This is a genomic window from Prauserella rugosa (genome assembly GCF_000719975.1).
In the GTDB taxonomy this organism is placed as follows: Bacteria; Actinomycetota; Actinomycetes; order Mycobacteriales; family Pseudonocardiaceae; genus Prauserella; species Prauserella rugosa.
In genome coordinates this window covers 183,099-208,272 of record NZ_JOIJ01000007.1, presented here as the reverse complement: position 1 = coordinate 208,272, position 25,174 = coordinate 183,099, and the positions used below count along the sequence as shown (strand labels likewise).

Annotated in this window: 26 protein-coding genes; 8 read left to right on the top strand and 18 right to left on the bottom strand. The window is 69.3% G+C overall.

The genetic code is table 11. The annotated features are described in order from the left end of the window. Positions 1–9: 9 nt before the first annotated feature. The 6 genes from IF64_RS0112445 (at position 10) to IF64_RS0112420 (ending at position 3,720) form a co-directional block, all read left to right on the top strand. Entirely contained in the window at positions 10–297 is a 288-nt protein-coding gene (locus IF64_RS0112445; RefSeq protein ID WP_030532239.1) for a hypothetical protein, read from the top strand. Between the two features lie 161 nt (positions 298–458). Next, on the top strand, positions 459–761 hold the full coding sequence (locus IF64_RS0112440) for a hypothetical protein (RefSeq protein WP_030532238.1): 303 nt from the start codon (positions 459–461) through the stop codon (positions 759–761). 42 nt (positions 762–803) lie between these two features. Continuing rightward, positions 804–1,694 carry a hypothetical protein gene (locus tag IF64_RS0112435; protein ID WP_030532237.1) on the top strand — a complete coding sequence of 297 codons (891 nt, stop codon included), beginning with the start codon at positions 804–806 and terminating at the stop codon, positions 1,692–1,694. A gap of 19 nt (positions 1,695–1,713) precedes the next feature. Continuing rightward, complete coding sequence (locus IF64_RS0112430) at positions 1,714–2,028, top strand: antibiotic biosynthesis monooxygenase family protein (RefSeq protein ID WP_030532236.1); 315 nt, start codon at positions 1,714–1,716, stop codon at positions 2,026–2,028. Positions 2,029–2,102: 74 nt separating this feature from the next. Next, positions 2,103–2,906 carry an SIR2 family NAD-dependent protein deacylase gene (locus IF64_RS0112425; protein ID WP_030532235.1) on the top strand — a complete coding sequence of 268 codons (804 nt, stop codon included), beginning with the start codon at positions 2,103–2,105 and terminating at the stop codon, positions 2,904–2,906. Positions 2,907–2,916: 10 nt separating this feature from the next. Next, on the top strand, positions 2,917–3,720 hold the full coding sequence (locus IF64_RS0112420; protein WP_030532234.1) for an NAD(P)H-binding protein: 804 nt from the start codon (positions 2,917–2,919) through the stop codon (positions 3,718–3,720). A 209-nt stretch (positions 3,721–3,929) separates the two neighbouring features. On the opposite strand, the gene IF64_RS0112415 is transcribed toward IF64_RS0112420, so the two are convergent. Then, positions 3,930–6,482: an ATP-dependent Clp protease ATP-binding subunit gene (locus tag IF64_RS0112415; protein WP_030532233.1), complete on the bottom strand. Its 2,553-nt coding sequence runs from the start codon at positions 6,480–6,482 to the stop codon at positions 3,930–3,932. A 651-nt stretch (positions 6,483–7,133) separates the two neighbouring features. Here IF64_RS0112415 and IF64_RS0112410 point away from each other — a divergent pair. Beyond that, on the top strand, positions 7,134–7,748 hold the full coding sequence (locus IF64_RS0112410) for a (2Fe-2S)-binding protein (protein WP_342779934.1): 615 nt from the start codon (positions 7,134–7,136) through the stop codon (positions 7,746–7,748). A gap of 4 nt (positions 7,749–7,752) precedes the next feature. Here the strand turns inward: IF64_RS0112410 and IF64_RS0112405 are convergent, their stop codons facing one another. The 12 genes from IF64_RS0112405 to IF64_RS0112350 form a co-directional block, all read right to left on the bottom strand. Beyond that, the gene (locus tag IF64_RS0112405; protein ID WP_030532231.1) at positions 7,753–8,241 is read right to left on the bottom strand and encodes a MarR family winged helix-turn-helix transcriptional regulator; all 489 of its coding nucleotides are present in this window, start codon (positions 8,239–8,241) and stop codon (positions 7,753–7,755) included. Beyond that, on the bottom strand, positions 8,238–8,615 hold the full coding sequence (locus tag IF64_RS0112400; protein ID WP_030532230.1) for a nuclear transport factor 2-like protein: 378 nt from the start codon (positions 8,613–8,615) through the stop codon (positions 8,238–8,240). The genes IF64_RS0112405 and IF64_RS0112400 overlap by 4 nt, the downstream gene beginning before the upstream one ends. 51 nt (positions 8,616–8,666) lie before the next feature. After that, positions 8,667–9,212, bottom strand: coding sequence for a TIGR03086 family metal-binding protein (locus IF64_RS26050; protein WP_145600488.1), 546 nt, complete (start codon positions 9,210–9,212; stop codon positions 8,667–8,669). Positions 9,213–9,341: 129 nt separating this feature from the next. Next, a complete protein-coding gene (locus IF64_RS0112390) occupies positions 9,342–9,689 on the bottom strand; it encodes a histone-like nucleoid-structuring protein Lsr2 (RefSeq protein WP_030532228.1) in 348 nt (115 codons plus the stop codon). A 265-nt stretch (positions 9,690–9,954) separates the two neighbouring features. Beyond that, positions 9,955–11,460 carry a lysine--tRNA ligase gene (lysS, locus tag IF64_RS0112385; protein WP_030532227.1) on the bottom strand — a complete coding sequence of 502 codons (1,506 nt, stop codon included), beginning with the start codon at positions 11,458–11,460 and terminating at the stop codon, positions 9,955–9,957. Between the two features lie 73 nt (positions 11,461–11,533). Beyond that, on the bottom strand, positions 11,534–12,328 hold the full coding sequence (locus tag IF64_RS0112380; RefSeq protein WP_030532226.1) for a type III pantothenate kinase: 795 nt from the start codon (positions 12,326–12,328) through the stop codon (positions 11,534–11,536). A gap of 6 nt (positions 12,329–12,334) precedes the next feature. Beyond that, positions 12,335–12,850 (bottom strand): aspartate 1-decarboxylase, encoded by a 516-nt coding sequence (gene panD, locus IF64_RS0112375; RefSeq protein ID WP_030532225.1) that lies wholly within the window; start codon positions 12,848–12,850, stop codon positions 12,335–12,337. Next, positions 12,851–13,867, bottom strand: a complete 1,017-nt coding sequence (panC, locus tag IF64_RS0112370) for a pantoate--beta-alanine ligase (RefSeq protein WP_030532224.1) — start codon at positions 13,865–13,867, stop codon at positions 12,851–12,853. Further along, positions 13,864–14,811 carry a Rossmann-like and DUF2520 domain-containing protein gene (locus tag IF64_RS0112365; RefSeq protein ID WP_425468481.1) on the bottom strand — a complete coding sequence of 316 codons (948 nt, stop codon included), beginning with the start codon at positions 14,809–14,811 and terminating at the stop codon, positions 13,864–13,866. The genes panC and IF64_RS0112365 overlap by 4 nt, the downstream gene beginning before the upstream one ends. A gap of 81 nt (positions 14,812–14,892) precedes the next feature. Beyond that, positions 14,893–16,011: a PrsW family intramembrane metalloprotease gene (locus IF64_RS0112360; RefSeq protein ID WP_084705820.1), complete on the bottom strand. Its 1,119-nt coding sequence runs from the start codon at positions 16,009–16,011 to the stop codon at positions 14,893–14,895. Between the two features lie 209 nt (positions 16,012–16,220). Next, on the bottom strand, positions 16,221–18,515 hold the full coding sequence (locus tag IF64_RS26045; protein ID WP_030532221.1) for a DUF6779 domain-containing protein: 2,295 nt from the start codon (positions 18,513–18,515) through the stop codon (positions 16,221–16,223). An 88-nt stretch (positions 18,516–18,603) separates the two neighbouring features. After that, complete coding sequence (locus IF64_RS0112350; RefSeq protein WP_030532220.1) at positions 18,604–19,047, bottom strand: DUF3180 domain-containing protein; 444 nt, start codon at positions 19,045–19,047, stop codon at positions 18,604–18,606. Between the two features lie 122 nt (positions 19,048–19,169). On the opposite strand from IF64_RS0112350, the gene IF64_RS0112345 reads away from it, so the two are divergent. Then, positions 19,170–20,138, top strand: coding sequence for a MerR family transcriptional regulator (locus IF64_RS0112345; protein ID WP_030532219.1), 969 nt, complete (start codon positions 19,170–19,172; stop codon positions 20,136–20,138). Positions 20,139–20,317: 179 nt separating this feature from the next. On the opposite strand, the gene folK is transcribed toward IF64_RS0112345, so the two are convergent. Genes folK through ftsH form a run of 5 tightly spaced genes read right to left on the bottom strand, consistent with a single transcriptional unit; the run spans position 20,318 to position 25,144 of the window. After that, positions 20,318–20,809 carry a 2-amino-4-hydroxy-6-hydroxymethyldihydropteridine diphosphokinase gene (gene folK / locus IF64_RS0112340; RefSeq protein ID WP_030532218.1) on the bottom strand — a complete coding sequence of 164 codons (492 nt, stop codon included), beginning with the start codon at positions 20,807–20,809 and terminating at the stop codon, positions 20,318–20,320. 24 nt (positions 20,810–20,833) lie between these two features. After that, positions 20,834–21,193 (bottom strand): dihydroneopterin aldolase, encoded by a 360-nt coding sequence (gene folB / locus IF64_RS0112335; RefSeq protein ID WP_030532217.1) that lies wholly within the window; start codon positions 21,191–21,193, stop codon positions 20,834–20,836. A gap of 18 nt (positions 21,194–21,211) precedes the next feature. Then, positions 21,212–22,012 carry a dihydropteroate synthase gene (folP, locus tag IF64_RS0112330; protein ID WP_030532216.1) on the bottom strand — a complete coding sequence of 267 codons (801 nt, stop codon included), beginning with the start codon at positions 22,010–22,012 and terminating at the stop codon, positions 21,212–21,214. A 35-nt stretch (positions 22,013–22,047) separates the two neighbouring features. Continuing rightward, entirely contained in the window at positions 22,048–22,662 is a 615-nt protein-coding gene (gene folE, locus IF64_RS0112325) for a GTP cyclohydrolase I FolE (protein WP_051757820.1), read from the bottom strand. 25 nt (positions 22,663–22,687) lie between these two features. Then, positions 22,688–25,144 carry an ATP-dependent zinc metalloprotease FtsH gene (gene ftsH / locus IF64_RS0112320; RefSeq protein WP_030532214.1) on the bottom strand — a complete coding sequence of 819 codons (2,457 nt, stop codon included), beginning with the start codon at positions 25,142–25,144 and terminating at the stop codon, positions 22,688–22,690. Positions 25,145–25,174 lie beyond the last annotated feature (30 nt).

Sequence of the window (25,174 nt, the reverse complement as noted above, 5' to 3'; positions counted from 1 at the left end):
AGTGCTGTCGTGATCGGCTTCATTGGCGCGGCAACCATGCTCCTGCTCATGATCTGGATCGTCTCCAGTCGAGTGAAGGCGCGGCTACAGAATGTCGAGCAGGGAATCGAGTACGTCCGTAAGAAGCTCCACGACGGCGGATCTACGCCGAAGATCCGGCTCTTTGAGTCATGGCCTCTGACCGACGTTCAGATCATCGAAGTGGCACGCAGCGAGGGCTACTCGTACCGGGGAGAAGGCGGCGAGGGCGCCGGCTACACCGCGTTGGATTTCGCAAAGGACAACCCCCATGTCTGAGGACACTCCAGCAGCACCCTGGCGACGGCACCGCCTTCGTCAGCATCCTCAAACGACGCGAGATCGGCCCCCGCATGAAGGAATTCCAACGGATGCGCCGGGCCTACCGACGGTCGACCACCTCTGACTGACATCGGCAGTGTGCTGCCAGGAGACATCTCATGGAATACATCGCGTTTCTGGTGCTGGTCGTGACGTCGGTGCTCATGCTGCTGTCCCGGGTGAGGCAACGGTTCCAGAGCCTCGAGCAGGCCAGAGACCGCGTGGCCAAGGAGCTCGACGAGACGAAGTCGGGGTTTCACGCGTCGATCTCGATTCCCGCTTCCCACCCGTTGAGCGAGGAACAGATCAAGGACATGGCCGAGAACCGCGGATTCACCCTCGAGAAGCCGAATGCCGGCGGTGGCACGAGTTCCACCTTCATGCAGTTCAGGCGCACCAACGAGGACGGAACCCATGGCTGACGTACTCCAGCCCTTGTCCCGATTCTCGGGCCGCTGGCACTCATGTTCATCTTCATCGGCGCATTTCCGGGCCTTCTCGGCCTCCGGAACGGATACTCGGGGCCGAGGCGTCGGCGGCCGCAACAGGCAGCCGCCCTCGAGGAGCTACTGCGGAAACACTCGGGCAGCGCCCTACCCATCGACTGGATGCGCTTCGCGGACCTCCCTAAGCAGCACATCCAGGATGTCCTCGCGCCGGCTGGCTGGCGCTATTCGCACGAGGACGTCGGCAACGGGGCATGGTGGCTCGTGTTCACCTACTCACCCCACACTCCGTACACGGGCCCGGCCGAACGCCTCACTCGCGAACTGTCAGCTATCGACGGTGACGCCTACAAGATGAACGCGGTCCGCTACGGAGCGCTCGGTATCGACGAGTTTCGGCGCGTCATCCAGGAAGCGGGCTGGCGTACCGACTACGTGCGCATCGTCGACGGGATGTCCGTCGAACGCGACCTCGAGCTCACCGAAATGCCCCGGAATCCCGCATTGGCTCCGCTTGTCAACGATTACTACAACAAGCACGGTTACAGCCCGCTCGATCCCGAGCGGATCCTGCATCTGCGTGCCCGAAAGAGGTACTGGGCACGGAAGTCCATCGGCTGCCTAGGGCTCCTGGTCTGCCTGGTCTGCCTCGTCTTCGGCCCGCTGATCCTCGCCCTCAGCATGTCGGACCTCGCCCGCGATAGCGCCGAGGTGATCACGTTCTCGGTCGGCAGCGGCCTCACCGCGATCGCCGTCGCGCTCATCGCCTACGAGATTTGGACCAGAAACGTCCGGAGGGGTCGGGACATCGGCCCCCACGAGAAGATCCTCAAACAGCTCACCAAGCTCCACAAGGAGACCCGCTCGGCGTCTCGCACCGACGTCGATCCGTCACGACACAGTCGGTGAGGGTCAGTACTCTCGGGGCATGGCTGTTGTGAAGATCAACGCGATCGAGGTCCCCGAAGGCGCCGGCCCCGAGCTCGAGAAGCGGTTCGCCGCCCGACTGCACGCCGTCGACGACCAGCCCGGCTTCCTCGGCTTCGAACTGCTCCGCCCGGTCTCCGGCGACAACCGCTACTTCGTCTACACGAAGTGGGAGACCGAAGAGGACTTCCAGGCGTGGGCGCAGGGTCCGGCGAAGGACGCCCACTCGGGTGAACGCGCCAAGCCCGTTTCCAGCGGCGCGAGCCTGCTGGAGTTCGAGGTCGTGCAGAGCTCGGTGCCCGACAAGTCCGAGTGAGCACGCAGGCCGGCGGTGCCGCCGAACCCGACGGCACCGAACGCGACGCTGCCGCACTCGACGCCGCGGCCGACCTGATCGCCGGCGCGGATGCGCTCCTCGTGTGCGCGGGCGCCGGCATGGGCGTCGACTCCGGCCTGCCCGATTTCCGCGGGGACGAGGGCTTCTGGCGCGCCTACCCGCCCTACGCCCGGTTGGGGTTGAGCTTCGTCGAGGTCGCCGACCCCGTGCACTTCGCCGGGGACCCCGAACTGGCTTGGGGATTCTACGGACATCGCCTCGAGCTGTACCGCAGGACGACACCCCACGCCGGCTTCGCCATCCTGCGCGACTGGGGTTCGGCGAAACCCGGCGGCGTGCACGTGTTCACCTCCAACGTCGACGGGCAGTTCCAGCGCGCCGGTTTCCGCGACGTCGCCGAGGTCCACGGCTCCATACACCATCTGCAGTGTCTCGCCGGTTGCGGCGCCGGAATCTGGCCTGCCGACGACGTCACGGTGACCGTCGACGAAGCCACCATGCGCGCACTGCCACCACTGCCGGAATGCCACGAATGCGGCGGACCCGCCCGCCCCAACATCCTCATGTTCGGCGACTTCGACTGGCTGGGTGAACGCACCCAACGGCAACTCGACGCGCTCAAGGAATGGCGGCGGCGCGCCGGCAACATCGTCGTCGTCGAACTCGGCGCAGGGCTGGCCGTCCCCACCGTCCGCAGGCAGGCCGAACTCGTGAGCGCCGCGACCGGCGCGCTCATCCGCATCAACCCCCGTGAGCCGTACGTACGCCACGGCCGCGGCATCTCCATCGCCCGAGGTGCGCTGGACGCGCTGACCGCCATCCGGGCACGCTTGGGCAGCCACCCCTCGGCGACGTGAGGAGACCGCGATGACCATTTTGGTCACCGGCGCCACCGGCAACATCGGCCGCAAGACCGTCGACCAGCTGTTGCGCCGCGGAGCCACCGGCGTCCGCGCACTCACCAACGACCCCGCCAAGGCGGCGCTGCCCGCCGACGTCGAGGTCGTCGAGGGTTACCTGCGCAGGCTCGAATCACTGCCGGACGCGTTCCGAGGCGTCACGCGCATGTACCTCGCACCGACGCCGGACACGATCACCGACGTGCTGCGTATCGCCCGCGAGGCAGGAGTCGAATACGTCGTCGACCTGTCCGGCGAACACGACTCGTGGTGGGGCACCGTCACGCGCGCCGTCGAGGACTCGGGGATCCCGTGGACACACCTGTGGCCGGGCGATTTCATGGAGAACTCGCTCATCTGGAGCGACCAGATCCGCCGCACCGGCGAAGTCCACGAGCCGTACCCCGACGCGGCGAGCTCACCGATCGCGATGGACGACATCGCCGCCGTCGCGGCGACCACGCTCCTCGACCCGGCACCCGGACGTGCGCATCTGCTCACCGGGCCCGAAACCCTGACGCGTGCCGACCAGCTCGCCCACCTTTCCGCCGCGCTCGACCGTGACCTGCGGTTCGTCACGGCGTCGCCTGCCGACACCATCGAACGGCTGCGGCCCACCATGGGCGAGAACGCCGACTGGTTCGTCGACAACGTGCTCGGCCTGTTCGCCACCGACCCCATGGAGGCCAACGGCGCCGTCGAGGAGATCACGGGCGAACCAGCCACAACGTTCGCCACGTGGGCCCACGCCAACGCCGACGCCTTCCGCTGACCCGCTGCCCCCGACAGATCCGCCCAGCCCGGGCTCCCCAGAGCGCAACACGCGCCCCCGAAAGCGCCACACACGCCCCTACATCCGCAACACGGGCACCCGAAGACGCAACACGGGCCCCTAGAACCGCGACACGGTTGCTTACGACGAACGGCGGGCACCGCTGTGCGGTGCCCGCCGTTCGTGCGGTTCTGCCTACTCGGCCGGGATCACTCCTCCGACTCGCCCGAGCCCGAGGACTCCTCGCCGGCGGCCATGCTCACCGGCGGGGCGTCCGGCACGTCGACCGGCTTGGGCTCACCGCGGAAGGTGAACTTGGCCTGGTCGTCCTTCTCGTCGCCGACTTCCCAGCCCTCGACGTCCACGATGATGATCTGGCCCGGCTCGACCTCGCCGAACAGGATCTTCTCGGACAGCTGGTCCTCGACCTCGCGCTGGATCGTCCTGCGGAGCGGACGGGCACCGAGCACCGGGTCGAAGCCGCGCTTGGCGAGCAGCGCCTTCGCACGGTCGGTCAGCTCGATGGCCATGTCCTTGCCCTTCAGGGCCTCCTCCACACGCCGGACCATGAAGTCGACCATCTCGATGATCTGGTCCTGCGTGAGCTGGTGGAAGACGATGATGTCGTCGATCCGGTTGAGGAACTCGGGCCGGAAGTGCTTCTTCATCTCCTCGTTGACGCGCTGCTTCATCTTCTCGTAGCGCGTCACCTCGTCGTTGCCCGACGAGAAGCCGAGGCTGACGGACTTCGAGATGTCCGACGTGCCCAGGTTCGAGGTGAAGATCAGCACCGTGTTCTTGAAGTCGACCGTGCGGCCCTGACCGTCGGTCAGGCGGCCGTCCTCGAGAACCTGCAGCAGCGTGTTGTAGATCTCCTGGTGGGCCTTCTCGATCTCGTCGAACAGGACCACTGAGAACGGCTTGCGGCGGACCTTCTCGGTGAGCTGACCGCCCTCCTCGTAGCCGACGTAGCCCGGAGGGGCACCGAACAGCCGCGAGGCGGTGTAGCGGTCGTGGAACTCGCCCATGTCGATCTGGATGAGCGCGTCGTCCTCACCGAACAGGAAGTTCGCCAGCGCCTTGGACAGCTCGGTCTTACCGACACCGGACGGACCGGCGAAGATGAACGAACCGGACGGGCGCTTCGGGTCCTTCAGGCCGGCGCGGGTACGGCGGATCGCCTGCGACACGGCCTTGACCGCGTCCTCCTGGCCGATGATCCGCTTGTGCAGCTCGTCCTCCATGCGGAGCAGACGCGTCGTCTCCTCCTCGGTGAGCTTGAACACCGGGATACCGGTCCAGTTGGCGAGGACCTCGGCGATCTGCTCGTCGTCGACCTCGGCGACGACGTCCAGGTCGCCGTCCTTCCACTGCTTCTCGCGCTCGGACTTCTGCGACAGGAGCTGTTTCTCCTCGTCGCGCAGGGCCGCGGCCCGCTCGAAGTCCTGGCCGTCGATGGCCGACTCCTTGTCCCTGCGGACGTCGGCGATCTTCTCGTCGAACTCGCGCAGGTCCGGCGGAGCGGTCATCCGGCGGATGCGCATGCGCGCGCCTGCCTCGTCGATCAGGTCGATCGCCTTGTCCGGCAGGTACCGGTCGTTGATGTACCGGTCGGCCAGGGTCGCGGAGGCGACCAGTGCCGAGTCGGTGATCGACACCCGGTGGTGCGCCTCGTAGCGGTCCCGCAGACCCTTGAGGATCTCGATGGTGTGCTCGAGCGACGGCTCGCCCACCTGGATCGGCTGGAAGCGGCGCTCCAGCGCGGCGTCCTTCTCGATGTACTTGCGGTACTCCTCGAGCGTGGTCGCACCGATCGTCTGCAGCTCACCACGGGCCAGCATCGGCTTGAGGATGCTAGCCGCGTCGATCGCACCCTCGGCGGCACCCGCGCCGACGAGCGTGTGGAGCTCGTCGATGAACAGGATGATGTCGCCGCGGGTCTTGATCTCCTTGAGGACCTTCTTCAGCCGCTCTTCGAAGTCACCGCGGTACCGCGAGCCCGCGACCAGCGAGCCGAGGTCCAGCGTGTAGAGCTGCTTCTCCTTGAGCGTCTCGGGCACCTCGCCCTTGACGATGTTCTGCGCCAGTCCCTCGACGACGGCCGTCTTACCGACACCGGGCTCGCCGATCAGGACCGGGTTGTTCTTGGTGCGGCGCGACAGCACCTGCATGACGCGCTCGATCTCCTGGTTCCGGCCGATGACCGGGTCGAGACCGCCGTCGCGTGCGGCCTGCGTCAGGTTGCGGCCGAACTGGTCGAGCACGAGCGACGAGGACGGCGTGCCCTCACCACGGCCACCGCCTGCCTCCTGCGGCTCCTTGCCCTGGTAGCCGGACAGGAGCTGCAGCACCTGCTGGCGGACGCGGTTCAGGTCCGCGCCGAGCTTGACCAGCACCTGGGCCGCGACGCCCTCACCCTCGCGGATGAGGCCGAGCAGGATGTGCTCCGTACCGATGTAGTTGTGGCCGAGCTGCAGCGCTTCGCGCAGCGACAGCTCCAGCACCTTCTTGGCACGCGGCGTGAAGGGGATGTGCCCGCTCGGGGCCTGCTGCCCCTGGCCGATGATCTCCTCGACCTGCTGGCGGACGCCCTCCAGCGCGATACCCAACGACTCGAGCGCCTTGGCGGCGACACCTTCACCCTCGTGGATCAGACCCAGGAGGATGTGCTCGGTGCCGATGTAGTTGTGGTTGAGCATCCGGGCCTCTTCCTGGGCCAGGACGACCACCCGCCTCGCGCGGTCGGTGAACCTCTCGAACATTCCCACTCCCTCGACTGCTGCGCCGGCGGCCCGACCCATCGGTTCCTCGTGATGAGTTCGGCACCGTGAGACCACTCTAGTAGCCATGCGTGTCCGGTGGCCTACCACTCACGTGAAACCGGCGGGTCCGCCGCCAACGGAGTCGATCGGCGACTTTTTCGCATTGTTGCTGGCTACGGCGCTTGGTCCAACGACACGGGCGGGGACGGGATTCCGTGTCACCGGGCGTGTCCGCTGCGGGCGAACACGCGCCGCGACCCCGTTCATCGGCCGTTTCCCAGACGTCGGGACGCCCAGTTCCCACCATCGTGTCCCCCGGTTGGCGCAATCGTGCACCGACAGTTTAGGTTAGGCACGCCTTACAACCGCAGGTGTGGGCTACGAACCTTCCGCGTCACACCGTTGGAGCACGCCGTGACCGTCGACCGATTCGTCCGTGACACTGGACACAACGGTGCGCCGACGGCTGCCGGGACGGGCTCGCCGGCGTCGTCAGCGTCCTCACTCGCCGCGTCCGTCGCCCGGGTCGACGCCGCCCAGGGCCGGGTGCACCTCACGACCGAGCCGGACGCCACGGGATGGATCCGATGCTCCGAGCTACTCACGAGGCCGCATACGTTTGCGAGCTGGTGGACGTCGGCGGCGGAGTGGTTGGCCGGCACCTACGGCGAGGCGCCCCGGCGGACCGCGATCGCCTACGTCATGTCGTGGTACCTGCGGATCCCGGCGTACGTGGGCGCGGCGATGCTGTTCCACGAACGCCGAGTGCCGTCGCTGCACCCCGAGGACCTCGCCGTCCGCCTGCCCTCCCAAGGCAGGCCGAACCCGCAGGCGATCGCCGTTCTCGGGGACGACATCGCCTGCCTGCCGCTCGACCCGCTGCGTACCCAACCGCAGGCCACGGTGGCCGACGACGAACGCGCGTTGGCAGGCGTGTTGCGGGCGCGCTACACCGCGCACGCCGCCCGGTTCGTCCGTGCCTACCGGTCGATCGGCCCGCTCGGCACACGCACGTTGTGGGCGGCTGCCACCGACGCACTCGACGACTGCCTCTGGTGGGCAGGTCGCGACTGCGGGGACGAAGGAGCCGGCGTCGCCGATGCGACGCTCGTACTCGAATCGGCCTTCGCGCCGCTGACCTCGCCGTCGACCGTGCACGCCACCGACGAGGGGTGGCAGCGGGATCGGCAGAGTTGCTGCTTCACGTATCTGTTGCCGGAACGCGAGGAGTGCGCGGGCTGTCCGCGCAGGCGCCGCGCCGGCTGACGTCTCAGGCGCGGCGCACGTCCACCTCGTCGGACCGCTGCATCAGCTCCGACATCGCGAGCCGGAACTCCTGGCGCCGCCCCTCGCTCCAACCGTCGGCGAGCCGGTCGAACACCCGCTCCTGCCAGTCGTGGGCCTGGTCGAGCAGCACGCGGCCGGCGCGGGTGATCGACGCCTGCCTTCTGCGACGATCCGACTCCGCCGGCCGCATGACGAGGTAGCCGGCGTCGACGGCCGTCTTCACCATGCGGGACGCTCCGCTCTGATCGACGCCGATCTCCGCCGCCACGGCGTTGACGGTCGGATCGATCCCCCGCGCCTCCAACGCGTGAACGGCCTCGGTGACCAGCACCATCCGCCCGCGTGCGGACGCTTCCGGCCCGCTCGCCCACGACACGCGCGCCCAGTGCCGGACGAAGGCGAACAGGGTCTCGCCGGGTCCGCGGTCGTCGGGTTCCCGGCCACTCGCCCGGTCGCCTTCCCGCTCGCTCACGCCGTTGCCGCCATGTCCCGGCAGATCGTGGCCAGTTCCATGGCCGAAGGCAGATCGGGGCGCCGGAGGACGGCGGTGACCTTTCCGTTCGCCACCCGGAACACCGTCGCGACCCGCTGCGGCTCGGCACTGCCGGGCCAGGTCGCGTCCTGTTCGACCACGACCAACGAGTCGTCCACCGGGTGCCATCCCCGTGGGATCAGCGTGATGCCCGAACGGCGGACCCAGTCGGCGAACTGTTCCTGCGTGATGGCACCCGATCCCTTCGGCCCCAGCACCACCACCCGGTCGCCGACCACGGCGGCCGCACGCGTGCGATCACCGCCGTTGACGCGGTCGTGCCAGTCCGCGACGACCTCGTGAAGTCTGTCCATGGGCGCCAATCTATGCGAACCGCATAGATTTGGCCATCGGCATGGAACCGGTCAGGGGCGCCACGCCGGATCGCGGCCCGCGAGCGCGAGGGCCCGGTGCATGATCGGCGCCGACGGCGACACCTCGACCTCGGGCCCGAACGCCCCCATGCGCCTGCCCTGCTCGGCCATCCCGGCGAGCACGTCCGCGGCGACGTCGGCGACCGACGACGTCCACGTCGTGCCGTCGCCGGACAGGGCGGCCGACAGGTCCCACCCGTGCATGACCAGCTCCACCAGGACCATCCGGCCGACCACGGACCTCGGCAGCTCGGAACCGGCGACCGACCCGGAGCCCTCCCACGTGGCCGGATCGCTCCACGCCTGGCCCAGGACGGCGACCTCGGCGGCCAGGTCGGCGGCACCCGAAGTGCGCGTGCCCGAGGCGTCCACCAGCCGGGGGGTCCAGATGTGCAGGTGCTCGAGGAGGTCCGCGACGGAGAAGTCCGTGCACGGCGTCGGTCGTGGCCGGTCGGCGGCGGTGACGCGGCCGAGCACGTCGACGAGTTCACCGGCGGCGGTCGGAACGGCCGCGGCGACGACAGCGTTATCGGTCATGCCCCGATCCAACACCGCGGGCACGCTCGTTTCCAGCACGAACGTCCCACCGAACAGAGAACGGCCTCCCGGCGTGGACACCGGGAGGCCGTTCGAAGATGCGTTCGACCCGCGCTTGCGGGCACCGCGTCAGTTCTTGCGGTGGTAGGCGTCGACAACTTCCGACGGGATACGACCACGGTCGGAAACGTCGAAACCGTTCTTCCGCGCCCAGGCACGAATGGCCTGGTTCTGCTCACGGTCGACCGCCGCGGTACGGCCTGCAGGCTTCGCGGCCGACGCACGGGTCGTGCGCTTCCGGCCACCGGCGCGACGGGCGTGCTCGACGTACTGGGCGAGCGCGTCCCGCAATTCCTCGGCGTTTTCCGCCGACAGGTCGATCTCGTAGGTCACGCCATCGAGACCGAACTCGACGGTCTCCTCCGCCTCCGAACCATCAAGGTCGTCGACGAGGGAGACGAGAACCTTCTGCGCCATCCTTGTTTTCCTCCTGTGAAACCTGCGATAGACCGATCGCGCTGCCGAGCTCTATCGATGCCGGTATCAGTGTTCCGGGCCTGATCGAACCCCGCGGCCATACGGCCGGCGACCTTCGCTTCAGGCTAAGTCTCTAACTGCTCACAGTAATACTCGCACACCCCGACAAAAGCAAATCAAGCGCTTCGTGTTTTGTCGGGTTTCCACGCCGGACCGGCAACGTTGTCGAGGCCGTTCGGCACCGAACGACAACGGCGACGTGAAACTATTCGGGCCGGACCAGCGGAAACAGGATGGTTTCCCGGATACCGAGACCGGTCAGCGCCATCAGCAGCCGATCCACTCCCATTCCGGCACCACCCGTGGGGGGCATTCCGTACTCGAGCGCCCTCAGGAAATCCTCGTCGAGCTGCATGGCTTCGTCGTCGCCGCCCGCGGCCAACTTGGACTGGGCCGTCAGGCGCTGGCGTTCCACCACTGGGTCCACGAGTTCGGAGTAGCCGGTGGCCAGCTCGAATCCGCGCACGTAGAGGTCCCACTTCTCCGCGATGCCCGGCTTGGTGCGGTGCGCACGCGTGAGCGGCGAGGTTTCCTCGGGGAAGTCCCGCACGAAAGTCGGCGCATACAGATGGTCGCCGACGAGCTGCTCCCACAGTTCTTCGACGAGCTTGCCGTGGGTGAGCTTGGGGTCGACCTCGATACCACGGGCCTCGGCCACGGCGTGCAGTTTCTCGGCCGTCGTTTCGGGAGTGACTTCCTCACCGAGCGCCTCGGACAGCGACTCGTACATTGTGATTGCCGCCCACTCGCCGGAGAGGTCGTACTCCGTTCCGTCGTGCAGCGTGACGATCTGTGAACCGAATGCAGCCTGGGCCGCTTCCTGGATGAGCTGTTTCGTCAGGTCCGCGATTGTGTCGTACGTCGCATACGCCTCGTAGTATTCGAGCATCGCGAACTCGGGGGAATGCGAGGAGTCACTGCCCTCATTCCGGAAGTTGCGGTTGATCTCGAAGACCTTCTCGATGCCGCCGACCACACAGCGCTTCAGGTACAGCTCAGGAGCGATGCGCAGGTAGAGCTCCATGTCGAACGCGTTCGAATGCGTGGTGAATGGCCGAGCGGACGCACCACCGTGCAAGGTCTGCAGCATCGGCGTCTCGACCTCGGTGAATCCACGGCCGTGAAACGAGTCGCGCAGAGCGCGCAGCACGTTCGCCCGAGTACGCACCACTTCGCGCGCCTTCGGCCGCACGATGAGGTCGACGTAGCGCTGCCGAACCCGCGATTCCTCGGACATTTCCTTGTGCGCGACCGGCAGCGGGCGCATGGCCTTGGCCGTGAGCTGCCACGAATCGGCCATCACCGACAGTTCGCCCCGCTTCGAGGTGATCACCTCGCCGTGCACGAACACGTGGTCGCCGAGGTCGACGTCGGTCTTCCAGGCGCTCAGCGACTCCTCGCCGACGTTGGCGAGGCTGAGCATGGCCTGCAGTTCGGTGCCGTCCCCCTCGCGCAGGGTCGCGAAGCACAGCTTGCCCGTGTTCCGCATGAACATGACCCGGCCGGTGACGCCCACGACATCGCCGGTCTGGGTGTCGACGGGCAGGTCCGGGTGGGCCGCGCGCACCTCGGCGAGCGTGTGCGTGCGGGGCACCTCCACGGGGTACGGCTCGGTACCGGCCTCGAGCAGCCGGTCACGCTTGTCCCGGCGCACCCGCATCTGCTCCGGCAGGTCGTCGTCGCTCTTGGAGTGTTCCGGGATATCGCTCATGCGCACCAGCGTACGAATGGACCGCGGCGAGACGTGAACCGGCCTGCCGGTGCGCCGCAGGCGCGGCGACGTGCTATTTCCGCCTGTCCCGGGCGTCGATGTTGCGGTCGTACACCAGCTTCAGGCCGAGCAGTGTCAGGTCCGGACGGTGCTGCGTGATCAATTCGGACTCGCCGAGCACGAGCGGGGCCAGCCCGCCCGTGGCGAACACCTCGACCGGGCCGCCGCCGAGCTCCTTCGTGATGCGCCGCACCAGGCCGTCCACCTGGCCCGCGAAGCCGAACAGGATGCCGGACTGCAGGCATTCGACCGTCGTCTTGCCGATCACCGACCGCGGCGGGGTGAGCTCGACCTTCCGCAGCGCGGCGGCGCGGGAGGCGAGCGCGTCCACGGAGATCTCGATGCCCGGCGCGAACGCCCCGCCGAGGAACTCCCCCTTGTCCGAGATGGCGTCGACGTTCGTGGACGTGCCGAAGTCGACGACCACGCATGCGGTGCCGCACAGGTGGTAGGCGGCGAGCGTGTTGACCAGGCGGTCGGCGCCGACCTCCTTGGGATTGTCGACGTGCAGCGGCACGCCGGTACGCACGCCGGGTTCGACGACGATCGTCGGCACGTCGGCGTAGTAGCGGCCGAGCAGCACCCGCAGTTCCCGAAGCACCGCGGGAACGGTGGACAGGGCGCTGATCGCGGTGATGCGGTCGGCGTACGGTCCGAGCAGCCCGCGCATGGTCAAGGCCAGTTCGTCGGCCGTCATCTGCGCGTCGGTGCGCATGCGCCAGTCCCGCACCAGTTCGACCCGGGAACCGTCGGCCGGATACAGGCCGAGCGAGATGTTGGTGTTCCCGACGTCGATGGTGAGCAGCACGCCGGGTCAGCTCTCCGCGTAGAGCAGCGCGTCGAGGCGGGCCGCGTCGGCGGTCTCGGCGACCGGGAACGCAGGCAGTTGTCCCTCGATGTACTCGTGGCCGCTGTCGTCGATGGGAAGTGCACCGGACACAAGGCCGGACCCCTCCGGCGCACGTCCGGGGTCGGCACCGCGTTCGACGATCCGGTTGTCGGCGTCGGTGAAGACCACGCGCGGGCGATAGGTGCGCGCCTCGGCGTCGTCCATCTGCCCGTAGGCGATGAGGATGACGATGTCGCCGGGGTGCACGAGGTGGGCGGCCGCACCGTTGATGCCCAGCACTCCGCTGTCACGTTCGCCCGGGATCACGTACGTCTCGAGGCGGGCACCGTTGGTGACGTCCACAATGGCCACCAGCTCGCCGGGCAGCAGGTCCGCGGCCTCCATCAACGTCTCGTCGACGGTCACCGAGCCCACGTAGTGCAGGTCGGCCTGCGTGACCGTGGCTCTGTGGATCTTCGACTTCAGCATGGTGCGGTACATCTAGGACTCCCTCTGGTACCCCTGCTGGGACGGAGTTGTACCCGTCGGGGCGGCGTGCGGACCGTCGCCGGTCGCGTCGTCGTGGGTCTCGTGGCCTGCGTCGCCGCCGTCGTCGCCGTCCGACCCGAGCGCCGCGGCACCGAACAACACCGGGGTGTTGTCGATCAGCCGCGTGCTGCCGAGCCGGGCTGCGATCAACAGCCTCGCCTCCCCATCGACGGGTGCCGGCCCCAGATCGGTTCCCCTCAACTCCAAATATTCGATCTTGATCTCCGGATGGGCCGCGAGTTCGGCCCGCGCTGCCTCGAGGACGGCGTCCGCACCGTGGGCACCCGCGTTCGCACCCATGCCCAGCGCGGTCGACAGCACGGCCGCGCGCTCGCGGTCCTCTTCGGACAGGTAGGCGTTCCGCGACGAAAGGGCCAGACCGTCGTCGCAGCGCACCGTCGGCACACCGATGATGCGCGTGTCCATGTTCAGGTCCTCGACCATGCGCTTGACGAGGACGAGCTGCTGGTAGTCCTTCTCGCCGAAGAAGGCGTAGTGCGGACGCACGATGTTCAGCAGCTTGGCCACGACGGTGAGCATGCCGCCGAAGTGGCCCGGCCGCATCTCGCCCTCGAGTTCGGCACCGAGCGGGCCGGGGTCGAGGGTGACCGCAACGCCCGATTCGCCGTACAGGTCGACGGTTTCGGGCGTGAACGCCAGCTCGACACCCAGCTCCTGCAGGGTGGCGAGATCGTGGTCGAGCGTGCGCGGGTAGGCCTCGAAGTCCTCGCCCTCGCCGAACTGCAGCGGGTTCACGAAGATCGACACCGCGACGATCGTGTTCGGCAGTCGCTTGGCGCGGCGGATGAGCTCCTTGTGGCCTGCGTGCAGCGCGCCCATCGTGGGCACGAGCGCGATGTTGCGCCCCACGCCCCGCAGCGCCCCGGTCACCTTCGAGACGTCGGAGGGCAGGCGGAACACGTTCAGCTCGTTGCGAGTGAACTTCGGGGTGTTGGTCGGAATGCTCACTGCGGGTCACGTCCGTTGTCGAGAAGGGTTTCCAGTTCGTGGGCCGCGTCCTCGCCGAGCAACCCGGCGAGTTTCGCGCGCGCGACGGTGCGGCGGGCCAGCGCGGCGTAGGTCGGTTGCACGTCGGGCGCCTGTTCGGCCAGCACGCGCAGGTGGGCGGTGACGGTGCCGCTGTCCCCGCGGGCGACCGGCCCGGTGAGCGCGCGGCCCTCGTGGCGCAGCGAGTTGTCGAGCGAGGCCGACAGCAGCGGGGCGACGACCCGGTCGGGGCGTTCGATACCGGCGTCCCGCAGGAGATCGACACAGTCGGCGACGATCGTGGCCAGGTGATTCGCACCGTGCGCCAGCGCCGCGTGGTACAGCGGCCGGGCGGCTTCGGGGACCCGGACGGGTTCGGCTCCCATCTCGACGGTCAGCGCCTCGCCGACGTGCCAGGCCGCCTCGTCCCCGGAGCCTGCGGTGACGCCGACGCTCGCGGTGGTGAGCCGTTCGAGGTCCTCCTCGCGTCCGGTGAACGTCATGACCGGATGCAGTGCGAGCGGCAACGCGCCTGCTTCGGCTGCCGCGGCGAGCACGTCCACGCCGTGCGCGCCGGAGGTGTGGACGACGATCTGCCCGCTGCGCAGCGCACCCGCGCGGGCCAGACCGGAGGTCATGGGGCCCAGGACGTCGTCGGGCAGGGCGAGCAGCACCAGATCGGAGCGGGACGCGACCTCGTCGGGAGGAAGGACGGGCACGTCGGGAAGCAGCCGTTCGGCACGGCGCACGGACGCGTCGGACACGGCACTGGTGGCGGCGACGGTGTGGCCTGCGCGGGCGAGCGCAGCACCGAGAACGCTGCCGACCCTTCCCGCCGACACGACACCCACCGCGAGGCGGGCGGGGCGTGTCATCGCGTGCCCCTGTGGACGCTCATTGCCGCTCGAACTCCAAACTCGTTCCAGTCCCGACCTCGTCGCGGGTACCAGACGACCCGGCGAGCGTAGCTTCCGCCGCCACGGGCCCACGCGCCGAGGTGACCAGCTTCACCCGGCGTGTGCGAGGCGCACGGCGTCGGCCCGCGCCTCCTGAGCCTCCGCCAGCAGGTCGTCGTGCCGCTTCCGGTCGTCCGCGGTCGTGACGCCCCGGCGGCGCAGGAACGCCAGCTCCGTGACCGCCGACTGGTAGTCGCCGACGGCCCTGGCCGCTTCGCGTCCGGATTCGCGGCGAGCCTGCCTGCGCCACCCGCGGCGGGCGGCGAGATCGGACAGGAGCTCGATCTCGGAGCGGGCGATCCAGCCGTGCCGCGCCATGGCGGGCAGCGCGCCCGCGACGATGCGCTGCTCGCGGCGGCGCTGCCACACCACGATGAGGCCGACGCCCATGAACAGCGGGACCATGATCAGGAAGTAGACGTTGAGGAACGTCTGGGCACCGCCGAGGGTGGCGGCCGCGTTCCACAGCGCGTGCAGGCACACCGCGCCCACGTAGGCGGCCACGGGTAGGACGTAGCGGCCCGCCCCGTAGTGCCGCTTCTGCACGGTCAGGGCCAGGCCGATACCGATGATCACCGAGAACAGCGGGTGCGCGAACGGCGACAGCACGCCCCGCAGGGTGAACGCGGCGAGCACACCGGACGACATCCCGTCGCCGAACCCGGCGTCGTTGAAGGCGTCGGCGAAGTAGTAGACGTTCTCGGTGAACGCGAAGCCTGCCGCGCTGAAGCCCGCGTAGACGATCCCGTCGACGACGCCGTCGAACTCGGTGGCCCTGCGCAGCAGCACCACGACGATCGGCACCGCCTTGATCAGCTCCTCCACCAACGGCGCGGAGATGATCGTGGCGACGCGGCTGCCGCCTTCGAAGCCCAGGAGGAAGTCGCCGACGCTGCGCGCCGTGTCGTTGACCAGCAGCGCCAACAGCGTCGCGACGCAGGCACCCCACAGGAACGTCAACAGCAGGTACTTGGCGGGTTCGGGTTCCCAGCGGTCGACCCACAACAGCGCCGCGGTGACGACGGAGACCGGCACGACCGCGGCGAACACGCCGACGACGACGGCCGCCGCCCCGGCCTGCGCAGTCACCAGGCCGAACACCAACAGGCCGCACAACGCGACGGCGACCATGCCCGTCACCGGCAACAGGACGGTGACCAGGCGAGTCATGTTCCTACGCGCATGCCGCACGACGGTCGCGGGTCCGCTCACGCCGGGCAGGGTAGTCGTCGTGCCCGCCGAGCCGAGGGTGATCTACGCCCGCACGTCGCGCGCCGCCACCCGATCGCGTGGGTGGCCTGCAGACGCGCAGGGCCGCCCTGTGGAGACGCCGAACGCTCCACCGGGCGGCCCTGGGGCACGCGAACGGGTTGTGTGGCTCAGTCCTCGGCGCGGCGACGACGTCGCGGGGTCGCGTCGCCTGCGCCGTAGGCGGCCAGCAGCTCGCTCACCGAACGGCCGGACGAGTGCGAACCGCTCGGCTCGTCGTCCTCGGGGTCCGGGGCGCGGCGACGACCACCGGTCGACTCCTGGGCACCGCCCGGCACCTGCCACGGCTCGCCCTCGGGGCGGTAGCGCCTGCCGGTGGACTCCTGCGACTGCTCGGCGGCCTCGTCGTCGTCCGCGCGGCGCCTGCGCCCGCCCGGCCTGCGAGCCAGGTCGCGCACCTCGGGCGGCAGGGTCGGATTGACGACGGGTTCCTCGGCGCCGGCCTCCTCGGCCGGATCGGCACCGCCGGCTGGCTGCTCGGGGTAAGACATGGGTGGAAGGGGTCCCTTCGCGATCGGTTGTGCCGCCGGAGCCGCCTCGGGTGCCGGCTCAGCGGGTGGCTCAGGAGCGCCGGCGCGCGTGGCACGCGACCCTCCGGGGCCTTGTTCCGGTGTTCGAGCGTAAGCGGTCTGTGATCCGGACTTCGCCGTACCCTGACCTGAGGACGCCACAACACCCGAGGAAGAACCGCCGCGCGACCCACGCTCCCCCTCCTGGGTGAGGGGAACGTCACGGCCGCCGCGGGCCTGCGCAGTCGCCGGAGCCCCGCGTGTCACCCCCGGTCCACCCTGGGCGAATCGGGGTTGCGACGGCGGTTGTGCAGGCGGTTGTGCAGACGGTTGATCAGGGGCTTGGGCAGACGGTTGGACTGCGGGCTGGGCAGGCTGTTGCGCTGGGCGGGACCCGTTCGCTCTCGGCGGAACCCGGCCTCCTGCGGGCGGGTGGGGCGCGGCCCCCGCCCGCTGCGCCGGTCGATAGCGCTCCTTCGCCGCCGAGCTCGCGGCCGACTCGCGGGCACGCACCCGCCTGGTCGGGTCCTCGTTCGGGTCGGACTCCCCTTCGGCGGTCTGCGCGGAGGTGCCGTGCCCGGCGTCCGCGGCATCGGCTTCGGCATCCGCACCTTGGGCGGCTTCGGCGACTTGGGCTGCTTGGGCGGGTTCGTCGCTTTCGTCGTCGAGTGCCTTGGAGGGGCGCGGCACGACCTGGGTCGCCGGGCCGTCGTCGGTACGCGCGGGGAGCGGGCGTGCGCCGGACGGCTGCTGCGGGCGACGGGGTGGCTGCTGCGGCTGCCTGGACTGCGATTGCTGGGATTGCTGGGATTGCTGGGATTGCTGCGGTCGCCGGGGTGGCGCGGCCTCGACGACCCCGTCGGCATCGTCGACGTCGTGATCCGGTCCGGTCTCGGCACCGTTGCGGGAACCGTTGGAACCGTTGGCACCGTTCGTGCCGTTCGTGCCGTTCGTGGCGGACTGCGGTGCGGCAGCCTGGAACCACGCGGTCGACTGGACGGCCGCGTCATCCCTTCTCGACGACTGTGACTGGGCGGACTGGGCCGGCTGGGGCGCCGCGGGCCGTCGGGCGGACTGCTGGCGCGCGGGCGGCTGTCGTCGCGCGGGGTGTTGCGATGGGCCGACGGCGAAGCCGCTCCCGGCCCCGTTCCGGGTGCCGTTCGCACCGCCGTTCTGACTGCCGTTCTGACTGCCGTTGCGGCTGCCGTTGTGGCTCACGTTGGCCGAACCGTGGTCGGCGTCGTCCCGGGCGCCTGTTCCGTCGTCGGCGCGGGTTTCCTGGGAGACACCGCCGATGGCCTTCGCGATCGCGCCGGCATCGCCCGCATCCGCGTCGACGACCCGGCCGATGAACTCGGTGGGATTCTCGGCCCTGCCCGCGGTGAGCCGTGGCTTGTCGGCCGCCTCTCCCGCGGTGACGATCGGGCGGTCGTCGGCGAACGACCGCATCCGCGTCGACTGTGCGGTGAGCGCGATGCGTTCCCACATCACCTCGCCACCGAACAGCGCCTGCAGGTTCTCCCTCAGCGAGGAGATCTCGGCGCGAAGCTCCTCGAGCTCGGCGCGCGACTCCTCTTCGACGCGCTGCCGGGTCTCGGCCTCGACCTCGAGTTCGAACTCGTGCCGGGCGGCGATCTCGCGTTCCAGTTCGAGTTCGTAGATCTCCTGCGCCTTCGCGGCGGAAGCCTCGGTCTCGGCGGCCTTCTTGCGGTAACGCGTGGCGACGAACGTGCCGATCAGTGCCGCCCACAGCGCGGCGAGGATGCCGAGCCGCAGGAAACGCAGGTCTTCGGCGAGAACCAGGACGACGGTCGCACCGACCGCGAGCAGCCCGCCCACAGCCAGCCACACCCGGCCGGATCGATGGCCGGGCTCGTCATCGGTCTCGCCTGTCATGCGAATTACCGTACCTTCCAGTCGCTCGATCGTGACCTCATCGGTACTTCGAGCGGCCGGTTCGGATCGTTAACCGGTCGGCGGGTGATCACTCGTCGCGGTCGCCGGTATCCGGTGCGCGACAACAGTGTTCGAGCCACAACGCGGCCGCCACGAGAACCCCTGCACACGCGGCTCCGACGATCGCCGCAGGCAGATCGGACGCGGCGGCGGTGAGCCTGCTCGCCTGCGGCGCGAGAAACACCACACCGGCCAGCCACGCCCCCACCATGAGCGCGCCCAGCAACGACGAGGCCTTCGCGAGCGCGACCGCCCTGGCGATGCCGAGGCCCGTGACGACCCGGCCTTCACGAATGCGGCTCCGCACCACGAAACCCAGCACGACCTCGATGCCCGCGAGCACGGCCAGGGTGATGCCTGCGAACGTCGGCAGGCTCGGCAATTGCGCGTACGCGACCTCGAAGAGGAGGTAGACCACGACGAGCCCCACCAGGCCGGCGACGATCAGCTCGCGAGGTCGCGTGAAGTGCATGCCACAACCGTACTGGGCCCTCCGCCGCCTCCCGTGACACGCGTCCTCCCGGCACCGGCGCGGGAACTGTTGTTGACTCTCCAGCGACTGGAGCCCCGAGGCTCGGATTCGTGGAGGCGGAGATGACCCCATCGGGCAAGTTCACGATCGGCGAACTGGCACGGCGAACCGGCCTGCCGGTGAAGACGATCCGGTTCTACTCCGACGAAGGTCTCGTGCCTCCCAGCGACCGCACCGCGGCCGGCTACCGGCTCTACGACGTCACCGCGATGGCCCGGCTCGAACTCGTGCGCACACTGCGCGAGCTCGGGCTCGGACTCGCCGACATCGAACGGGTGCTGGCCGGGGCGTCGACTGTCGCGGAGCTGGCGAAGGCGCACGTGGCGGCGCTCGACGACCGGCTGCGCGAACTGCAGCACCGCAGGGCCGTGCTGCGGGCGGTCGCGAACCGTGAATCCGAGTTGGAAGAGGTGGAACTGATGAGCAAGCTGGCATCGATGTCGGACGAGCAGCGCAAGCGTCTCGTCGACGAGTTCTGGGACGAGGTCACCGACGGCCTGGACGTCGACACGGAGTTCTACGCGTGGATGCGGTCGGCCAAGCCCGAGCTGCCGGACGATCCGTCCGCGGAACAGCTGGAGGCGTGGATCGAGTTCGCCGAGCTCGTGTCCGACGCCGAGTTCCGGGCTCTGATCCGGGGTATGGGCGAGCAGCAGGCCCAGCGACGTGAGGCCGGTCAGGACGTCGACGCATTCGCGTGGGCGCAGAAGGAGCGTTGGGAGGACTGGCACGCGCGGGCTCAGGGGTTCGTCGACGCCGGGCTGCCGGCCGAGTCGGCCAAAGGCAAGGCACTGGCCGACGAGATCGTGCGGGCCTCGCTCGGCGGGGACGGCACGTCCGCGTGGTTTCCCGGCGAGCCGGTGGACGGTGCCGAGTACCGCACGTGGCTGGCGGGACAGATCGACGCGGGCGGCGACGCTCGTGCGGAGCGCTACTGGCAGCTGTTGGCGATCATCAACGGCTGGCCGCCCGTCCCCAGCCGGATCGATGCGACGAAGTGGATCGTCGCCGCGGTCCGCGCGTCGGCGTAGTCACGCGCCCCGAGGACGCAACACGGGACCCCGAGAGCGCAACACGGGACCCCGAGAGCGCAACACGGGGCCCTGGGGATGCAACACGCGTCCCTGGGGATGCAACACGCGTCCCTGGGAGCGCAACACGCGGACCCGAGGGCGCAACACGGGGTCCTGAGGGCGCAACACGGCTCCGGTTACAGGGGGAGGTCCGGTCTGCGGCGGACGTCGTTCTTGTCCGCCGCGGGCAGGGCCGCCAACAGGGCGTCGGCGCGGCCTGCACCCGGCACCTCGGCGTCCGGGTCGATCTCCAGCCACGGGATCAGCACCGTCGCCCGCTCGGCCGTTCCCGGGTGCGGCAACAGCAACTCGGGGTCGGCCGAGCGCACGTCGTCGACCGTCACCACGTCGACGTCGAGGGTGCGCGGGCCCCAGCGTTGCTCGCGCACCCTCTCGGCCTCGCGTTCGAGGGCCTGTCCGGCGCGCAGCCACGCCCAGTGGTCGCGCGCCGGATCGTCCACGATGCACACCGCGTTGAGGAAGTCCGGCTGATCGGTCACGCCCCACGGCGCGGTCTCGTACACGCTCGACACCGACACCAGCACGTCACGCAGCCCGTCGACCGCGACGCGCAGGTACGCCAACCGGTCGCCCAGGTTCGACCCGAGCGACAGCACCGCCCTGCTCATCGCCTGCACCTCATCGCGCGCGCCTCATCGGGTGCGGCTCACGGTGACCGCGACGTCGGCGAACGTCAACGGGATCGGCGCCGACGGCTTGTGCACGGTCGCCTCGACGGCCGAAACGCGGTCGTCGCGCATCACCTCGTCGGCGATCCGGCCGGCGACGCTCTCGATCAGGTCGTACGGCTCGCCCGCCACGATGTCCGCAGCCGCCTGCGCCAGTTCGCCGTAGTGCAGCGTCTGCGTCAGGTCGTCGGACTCTGCGGCGCGCGCGAGGTCGAGCCACACCGTGATGTCGACGACGAACTCCTGCCCGTCGCGTTTCTCGTGCTCGAACACGCCGTGCCTGCCGAAGACCCTCAGGCCGGTCAGTGTGATCCGGTCGTGCACCTGCGGAGCGCTCACGGCTCAGAGTCCGCCCTTGCCCCAGGCCGCCGCCACCTTCACCGCATCCAGCGAGGCACCCACGTCGTGCACCCGCACGCCCCATGCGCCCGCGGCCGCGGACAGTGCCGACACCGAGGCCGTCGCGACCTCACGACCGGAAGCGGGCCTCGGTTCGCCGTCGGCGTCGGCCAGCAACGCGCCGAGGAAACGTTTGCGGGAGGCCCCGACCAGCACGGGAAAGCCCATGCCGATGAACTCGTCGAGCCGGTGCAGCAGAGCCCAGTCGTGCTCGGCGCGCTTGGCGAAGCCCAGACCCGGGTCGAGGATGATCGCGTCCTCGGCGACACCGGCCGCGAGCGCCTCGTCGATGCGGGCGCGCAGTTCGTCCCGCACCTCGGTGACCACGTCGGTGTACTCGGCGAGCGCGTTCATGTCCCTGCTGTGCCCGCGCCAGTGCATGATCACGAACGGTGCGCGCGTGCCCGCGGCGACCTTCGCCATGTCCGGATCGGCCAGTCCCCCGGACACGTCGTTGATGATGTGCGCGCCGGCCTCGACGGCCGCCTCGGCGACCGCGGCACGGGTGGTGTCGACCGACAGCCGCAGGCCGTCCGCCGCGAGCTGCCGCACGACCGGCACGACGCGTGCCAGCTCCGTCTCGGCGTCGACCCGCTCCGAACCCGGCCGGGTGGACTCGCCGCCGACGTCGATGACGTCGGCTCCGCGCCGCCACATCGCGTGCGCATGCGCGAGGGCGTCCTCCCTGCTCAGGTGCTTGCCGCCGTCCGAGAACGAGTTCGGCGTGACGTTCAGGACGCCCATCACCACGCAACGGTCGGACGTCGGGACGGGCTGACTCACCGGCGCCCCTTGATCAACTGCAGCGCCTCGGCGCGCGAGGTCGCCGACCGTTCCATGATTCCGCGCACGGCCGACGTGGTGGTGCGTGCGCCGGGTTTGCGGATGCCGCGCATCGCCATGCACAGGTGCTCGGCCTCGATCACGACGATGACGCCGCGCGGGTTCAGCCTCCGCTCCAGCGCGTCGGCGACCTGCGTCGTCAGCCGTTCCTGCACCTGCGGGCGTTTCGCGTACAGGTCGACGAGCCTGGCCAGTTTGGACAGTCCGGTGACCTTGCCCTGCGCGTTCGGGATGTAGCCGACGTGGGCGACCCCGTGGAACGGCACCAGATGGTGTTCGCACTGGCTGTACACCGGGATGTCGGTGACCAGCACGAGTTCCTCGTGGCTCTCGTCGAACGTGCGGTCCAGCACGTGGTCCGGGTCGTTGTACAGGCCGGCGAACATCTCGCGGTACGCCCGCGCGACGCGCGCCGGCGTCTCCTTCAGACCGTCCCGGTCGGGATCCTCACCGCAGGCCAGCAACAGCTCGCGCACCGCGTTCTCGGCGCGAGCCTGGTCGAACACCCGGCCCGTGGCATGCGGTGCGTCGACGCTGTCCTCGTCGACCACCACGTGCCCGTTGCCGGAGACCTCGCTAGCGATAGTGACCGTCCTGCTCGTCGGATCCGCCCTCGTCCTGCGGGCGTGGTTGCTGCTGCGGTTGCGGGTTCGGATTCGGCTGTGCCCACGGCCGCGTGGGCCGGGGGTTGGGCGACGTCGCCGGAGTCCACCCGGGAGGCGCGCCGTAGTTCGGCGGCCCTGCCGGACGCGAACCCTGCTGGCCGTACGGTTGCTGCGGCCACTGCTGACCGCCGCCGTTCTGGCCACCACCGTTCTGCCCACCGTTGCGGTAGGAGCCGTTCGACCCGGACGGCGGTGCGTACGGGTTGTACGACTGCGGGTTGGGCTGCTGTTCGGGAGCCCCGCCCTGCGGCGCTCCACCCTGGGGCTGCCCACCCTGAGGCTGCGGGGAACCCTGCGGCATGCCGCCCTGGGGCAGCTGCCCGCTCTGCGGCTCCTCGCCCGCCACCGGACCGGACGGCGTCGGCGCGGCCACCGGTTCGGGCTCGCGACGCTGGTCCTCGGGAGGCCACGGCTCGCCGCGCTCGGCGGCCAGCTCACGCGGCGTCTTGATCGGCGGCTTGTCCGAGGGCAGGCGTTCGCCGAACTCGTTGAACACCGTGATCCGCGGCCGCTTCTCCACCGTGGCGAAGATGCGCTCGAGGTCGCGCCGCTGCAGGGTCTCCTTCTCGAGCACCTCGGACACGAGGTCGTCGAGCACGTCGCGGTAGGTGTTCAGCACCTCCCACGCCTCGGTGTGCGCGGTCTCGATCAGCTTGCGGACTTCCTCGTCGATCTCGTGTGCAACCTCGAGGGAGTAGTTCGCCTGCTGGCCGGCGGCACGGCCGACGAACGGGTCGCCCTGCTCCTGGCCGTACTTGACGGCGCCGAGACGCGGGCTCATGCCGTACTCGGTCACCATCGCGCGGGCGATCTTCGTGGCCTGCTCGATGTCGGAGGACGCGCCCGTGGTGGGCTCGTGGAAGACCAGCTCCTCGGCCGTACGTCCGCCCATGGCGAACACCAGCCTGCCGATCATCTCCGAACGGGTCATCAAGTCCTTGTCGTCCTCGGGCACGATCAGTGCGTGCCCGCCGGTACGCCCGCGCGGCAGGATCGTCAGCTTGTACACCGGCTCGATGTCCGGCATCGCCCACGCCGCGAGCGCGTGCCCGCCCTCGTGGTAGGCCGTGATCTTGCGTTCGCGCTCGGAGATGATCCGGCTCTTGCGCGCCGGTCCGCCCACCACGCGGTCGACGGACTCCTCCAGCGCGGCGTCGGTGATCACCGTGCCGTGCTGGCGGGCGGTCAGCAGTGCCGCCTCGTTGATGACGTTGGCCAGGTCCGCACCGGACATCCCGACCGTGCGCTTGGCCAGGCCGTCCATGTCGACGTTGTCGGCGAGCGGCTTGCCCGCGGAGTGCACCTTGAGGATCGCCTCGCGGCCGCGCAGGTCGGGCGCCGCGACGGGGATCTGGCGGTCGAACCGGCCGGGGCGCAGCAGCGCCGGGTCGAGGATGTCCGGACGGTTCGTCGCGGCGATGAGGATGATCCCTCCGCGCGAGTCGAACCCGTCCATCTCGACGAGCAGCTGGTTCAGCGTCTGCTCCCGCTCGTCGTGCCCACCGCCGAGACCGGCGCCTCGCTGGCGGCCCACGGCGTCGATCTCGTCGACGAAGATGATGCACGGCGCGTTCTGCTTCGCCTGCTCGAACAGGTCGCGCACCCGCGAGGCACCGACACCGACGAACATCTCGACGAAGTCCGAACCGGAGATCGTGTAGAACGGCACGCCCGCCTCGCCTGCCACCGCCCGAGCGAGCAGCGTCTTACCGGTACCGGGCGGGCCGTAGAGCAACACGCCCTTCGGGATCTTCGCGCCCAGCTGCTGGTAGCGACCGGGGGCCTGCAGGAAGTCCTTGATCTCGTGCAGTTCCTCGACGGCCTCGTCGGCGCCTGCGACGTCGGTGAACGTCGTGGTCGGCATGTCCTTGTTCAGCTGCTTGGCCTTGGACTTGCCGAAGTTGAGGACCTTGTTCCCGCCGCCCTGGGCGTTGTTCATCATCCACATCAGCAGCAACAACAGGATTCCGAGCGGAATCATGTAGATGAGCATCTGGGTGAAGAACGAGTCCTGGGTGACGGTGGTGTCGAATTCGACGCCCTTGGCACCGTCCCCGTCGCCCGTGCGCGCGTCGAGCAGCACGTTGTAGAGCTGCCCGGAAGCACCGGCGGGGAACTTCGTGATGATCTGCTTGGCGTTTTCGCCGTCGACGTTGATGCCTTCGGACAGGGTCAGCTTGAGCTGCTGTTCCTTGTCCTCCAGATTCGCTTCCGTGACGTTGCCGGATTCGATCTGCTGCACGGCCTGCGACGTGGGCACCGGAGTGTAGCCACGGTCGCCGTCGAAAATCATGCTGAAGGCGAAATAGAGCAGCAGAACCGCGACTATCCACAGCAGTGGGTTCTTGAGCAGGCGCTTGCGGTCCATGAGATCCGGCCGGTGTGGCCTCGACCCTCC

Bases quoted from the DNA above. Each gene is read 5' to 3' on its own strand.
- IF64_RS0112440 (WP_030532238.1), top strand. From the start codon at position 459: ATGGAATACATCGCGTTTCTGGTGCTGGTCGTGACGTCGGTGCTCATG.
- IF64_RS0112435 (WP_030532237.1), top strand. From the start codon at position 804: ATGTTCATCTTCATCGGCGCATTTCCGGGCCTTCTCGGCCTCCGGAAC.
- IF64_RS0112430 (WP_030532236.1), top strand. From the start codon at position 1,714: ATGGCTGTTGTGAAGATCAACGCGATCGAGGTCCCCGAAGGCGCCGGC.
- IF64_RS0112420 (WP_030532234.1), top strand. From the start codon at position 2,917: ATGACCATTTTGGTCACCGGCGCCACCGGCAACATCGGCCGCAAGACC.
- IF64_RS0112415 (WP_030532233.1), bottom strand. From the start codon at position 6,482: ATGTTCGAGAGGTTCACCGACCGCGCGAGGCGGGTGGTCGTCCTGGCC.
- IF64_RS0112400 (WP_030532230.1), bottom strand. From the start codon at position 8,615: ATGGACAGACTTCACGAGGTCGTCGCGGACTGGCACGACCGCGTCAAC.
- IF64_RS26050 (WP_145600488.1), bottom strand. From the start codon at position 9,212: ATGACCGATAACGCTGTCGTCGCCGCGGCCGTTCCGACCGCCGCCGGT.
- IF64_RS0112390 (WP_030532228.1), bottom strand. From the start codon at position 9,689: ATGGCGCAGAAGGTTCTCGTCTCCCTCGTCGACGACCTTGATGGTTCG.
- lysS (WP_030532227.1), bottom strand. From the start codon at position 11,460: ATGAGCGATATCCCGGAACACTCCAAGAGCGACGACGACCTGCCGGAG.
- panD (WP_030532225.1), bottom strand. From the start codon at position 12,850: ATGTACCGCACCATGCTGAAGTCGAAGATCCACAGAGCCACGGTCACG.
- IF64_RS0112360 (WP_084705820.1), bottom strand. From the start codon at position 16,011: ATGACTCGCCTGGTCACCGTCCTGTTGCCGGTGACGGGCATGGTCGCC.
- IF64_RS26045 (WP_030532221.1), bottom strand. From the start codon at position 18,515: ATGACAGGCGAGACCGATGACGAGCCCGGCCATCGATCCGGCCGGGTG.
- IF64_RS0112350 (WP_030532220.1), bottom strand. From the start codon at position 19,047: ATGCACTTCACGCGACCTCGCGAGCTGATCGTCGCCGGCCTGGTGGGG.
- IF64_RS0112345 (WP_030532219.1), top strand. From the start codon at position 19,170: ATGACCCCATCGGGCAAGTTCACGATCGGCGAACTGGCACGGCGAACC.
- folK (WP_030532218.1), bottom strand. From the start codon at position 20,809: ATGAGCAGGGCGGTGCTGTCGCTCGGGTCGAACCTGGGCGACCGGTTG.
- folP (WP_030532216.1), bottom strand. From the start codon at position 22,012: ATGGGCGTCCTGAACGTCACGCCGAACTCGTTCTCGGACGGCGGCAAG.
- ftsH (WP_030532214.1), bottom strand. From the start codon at position 25,144: ATGGACCGCAAGCGCCTGCTCAAGAACCCACTGCTGTGGATAGTCGCG.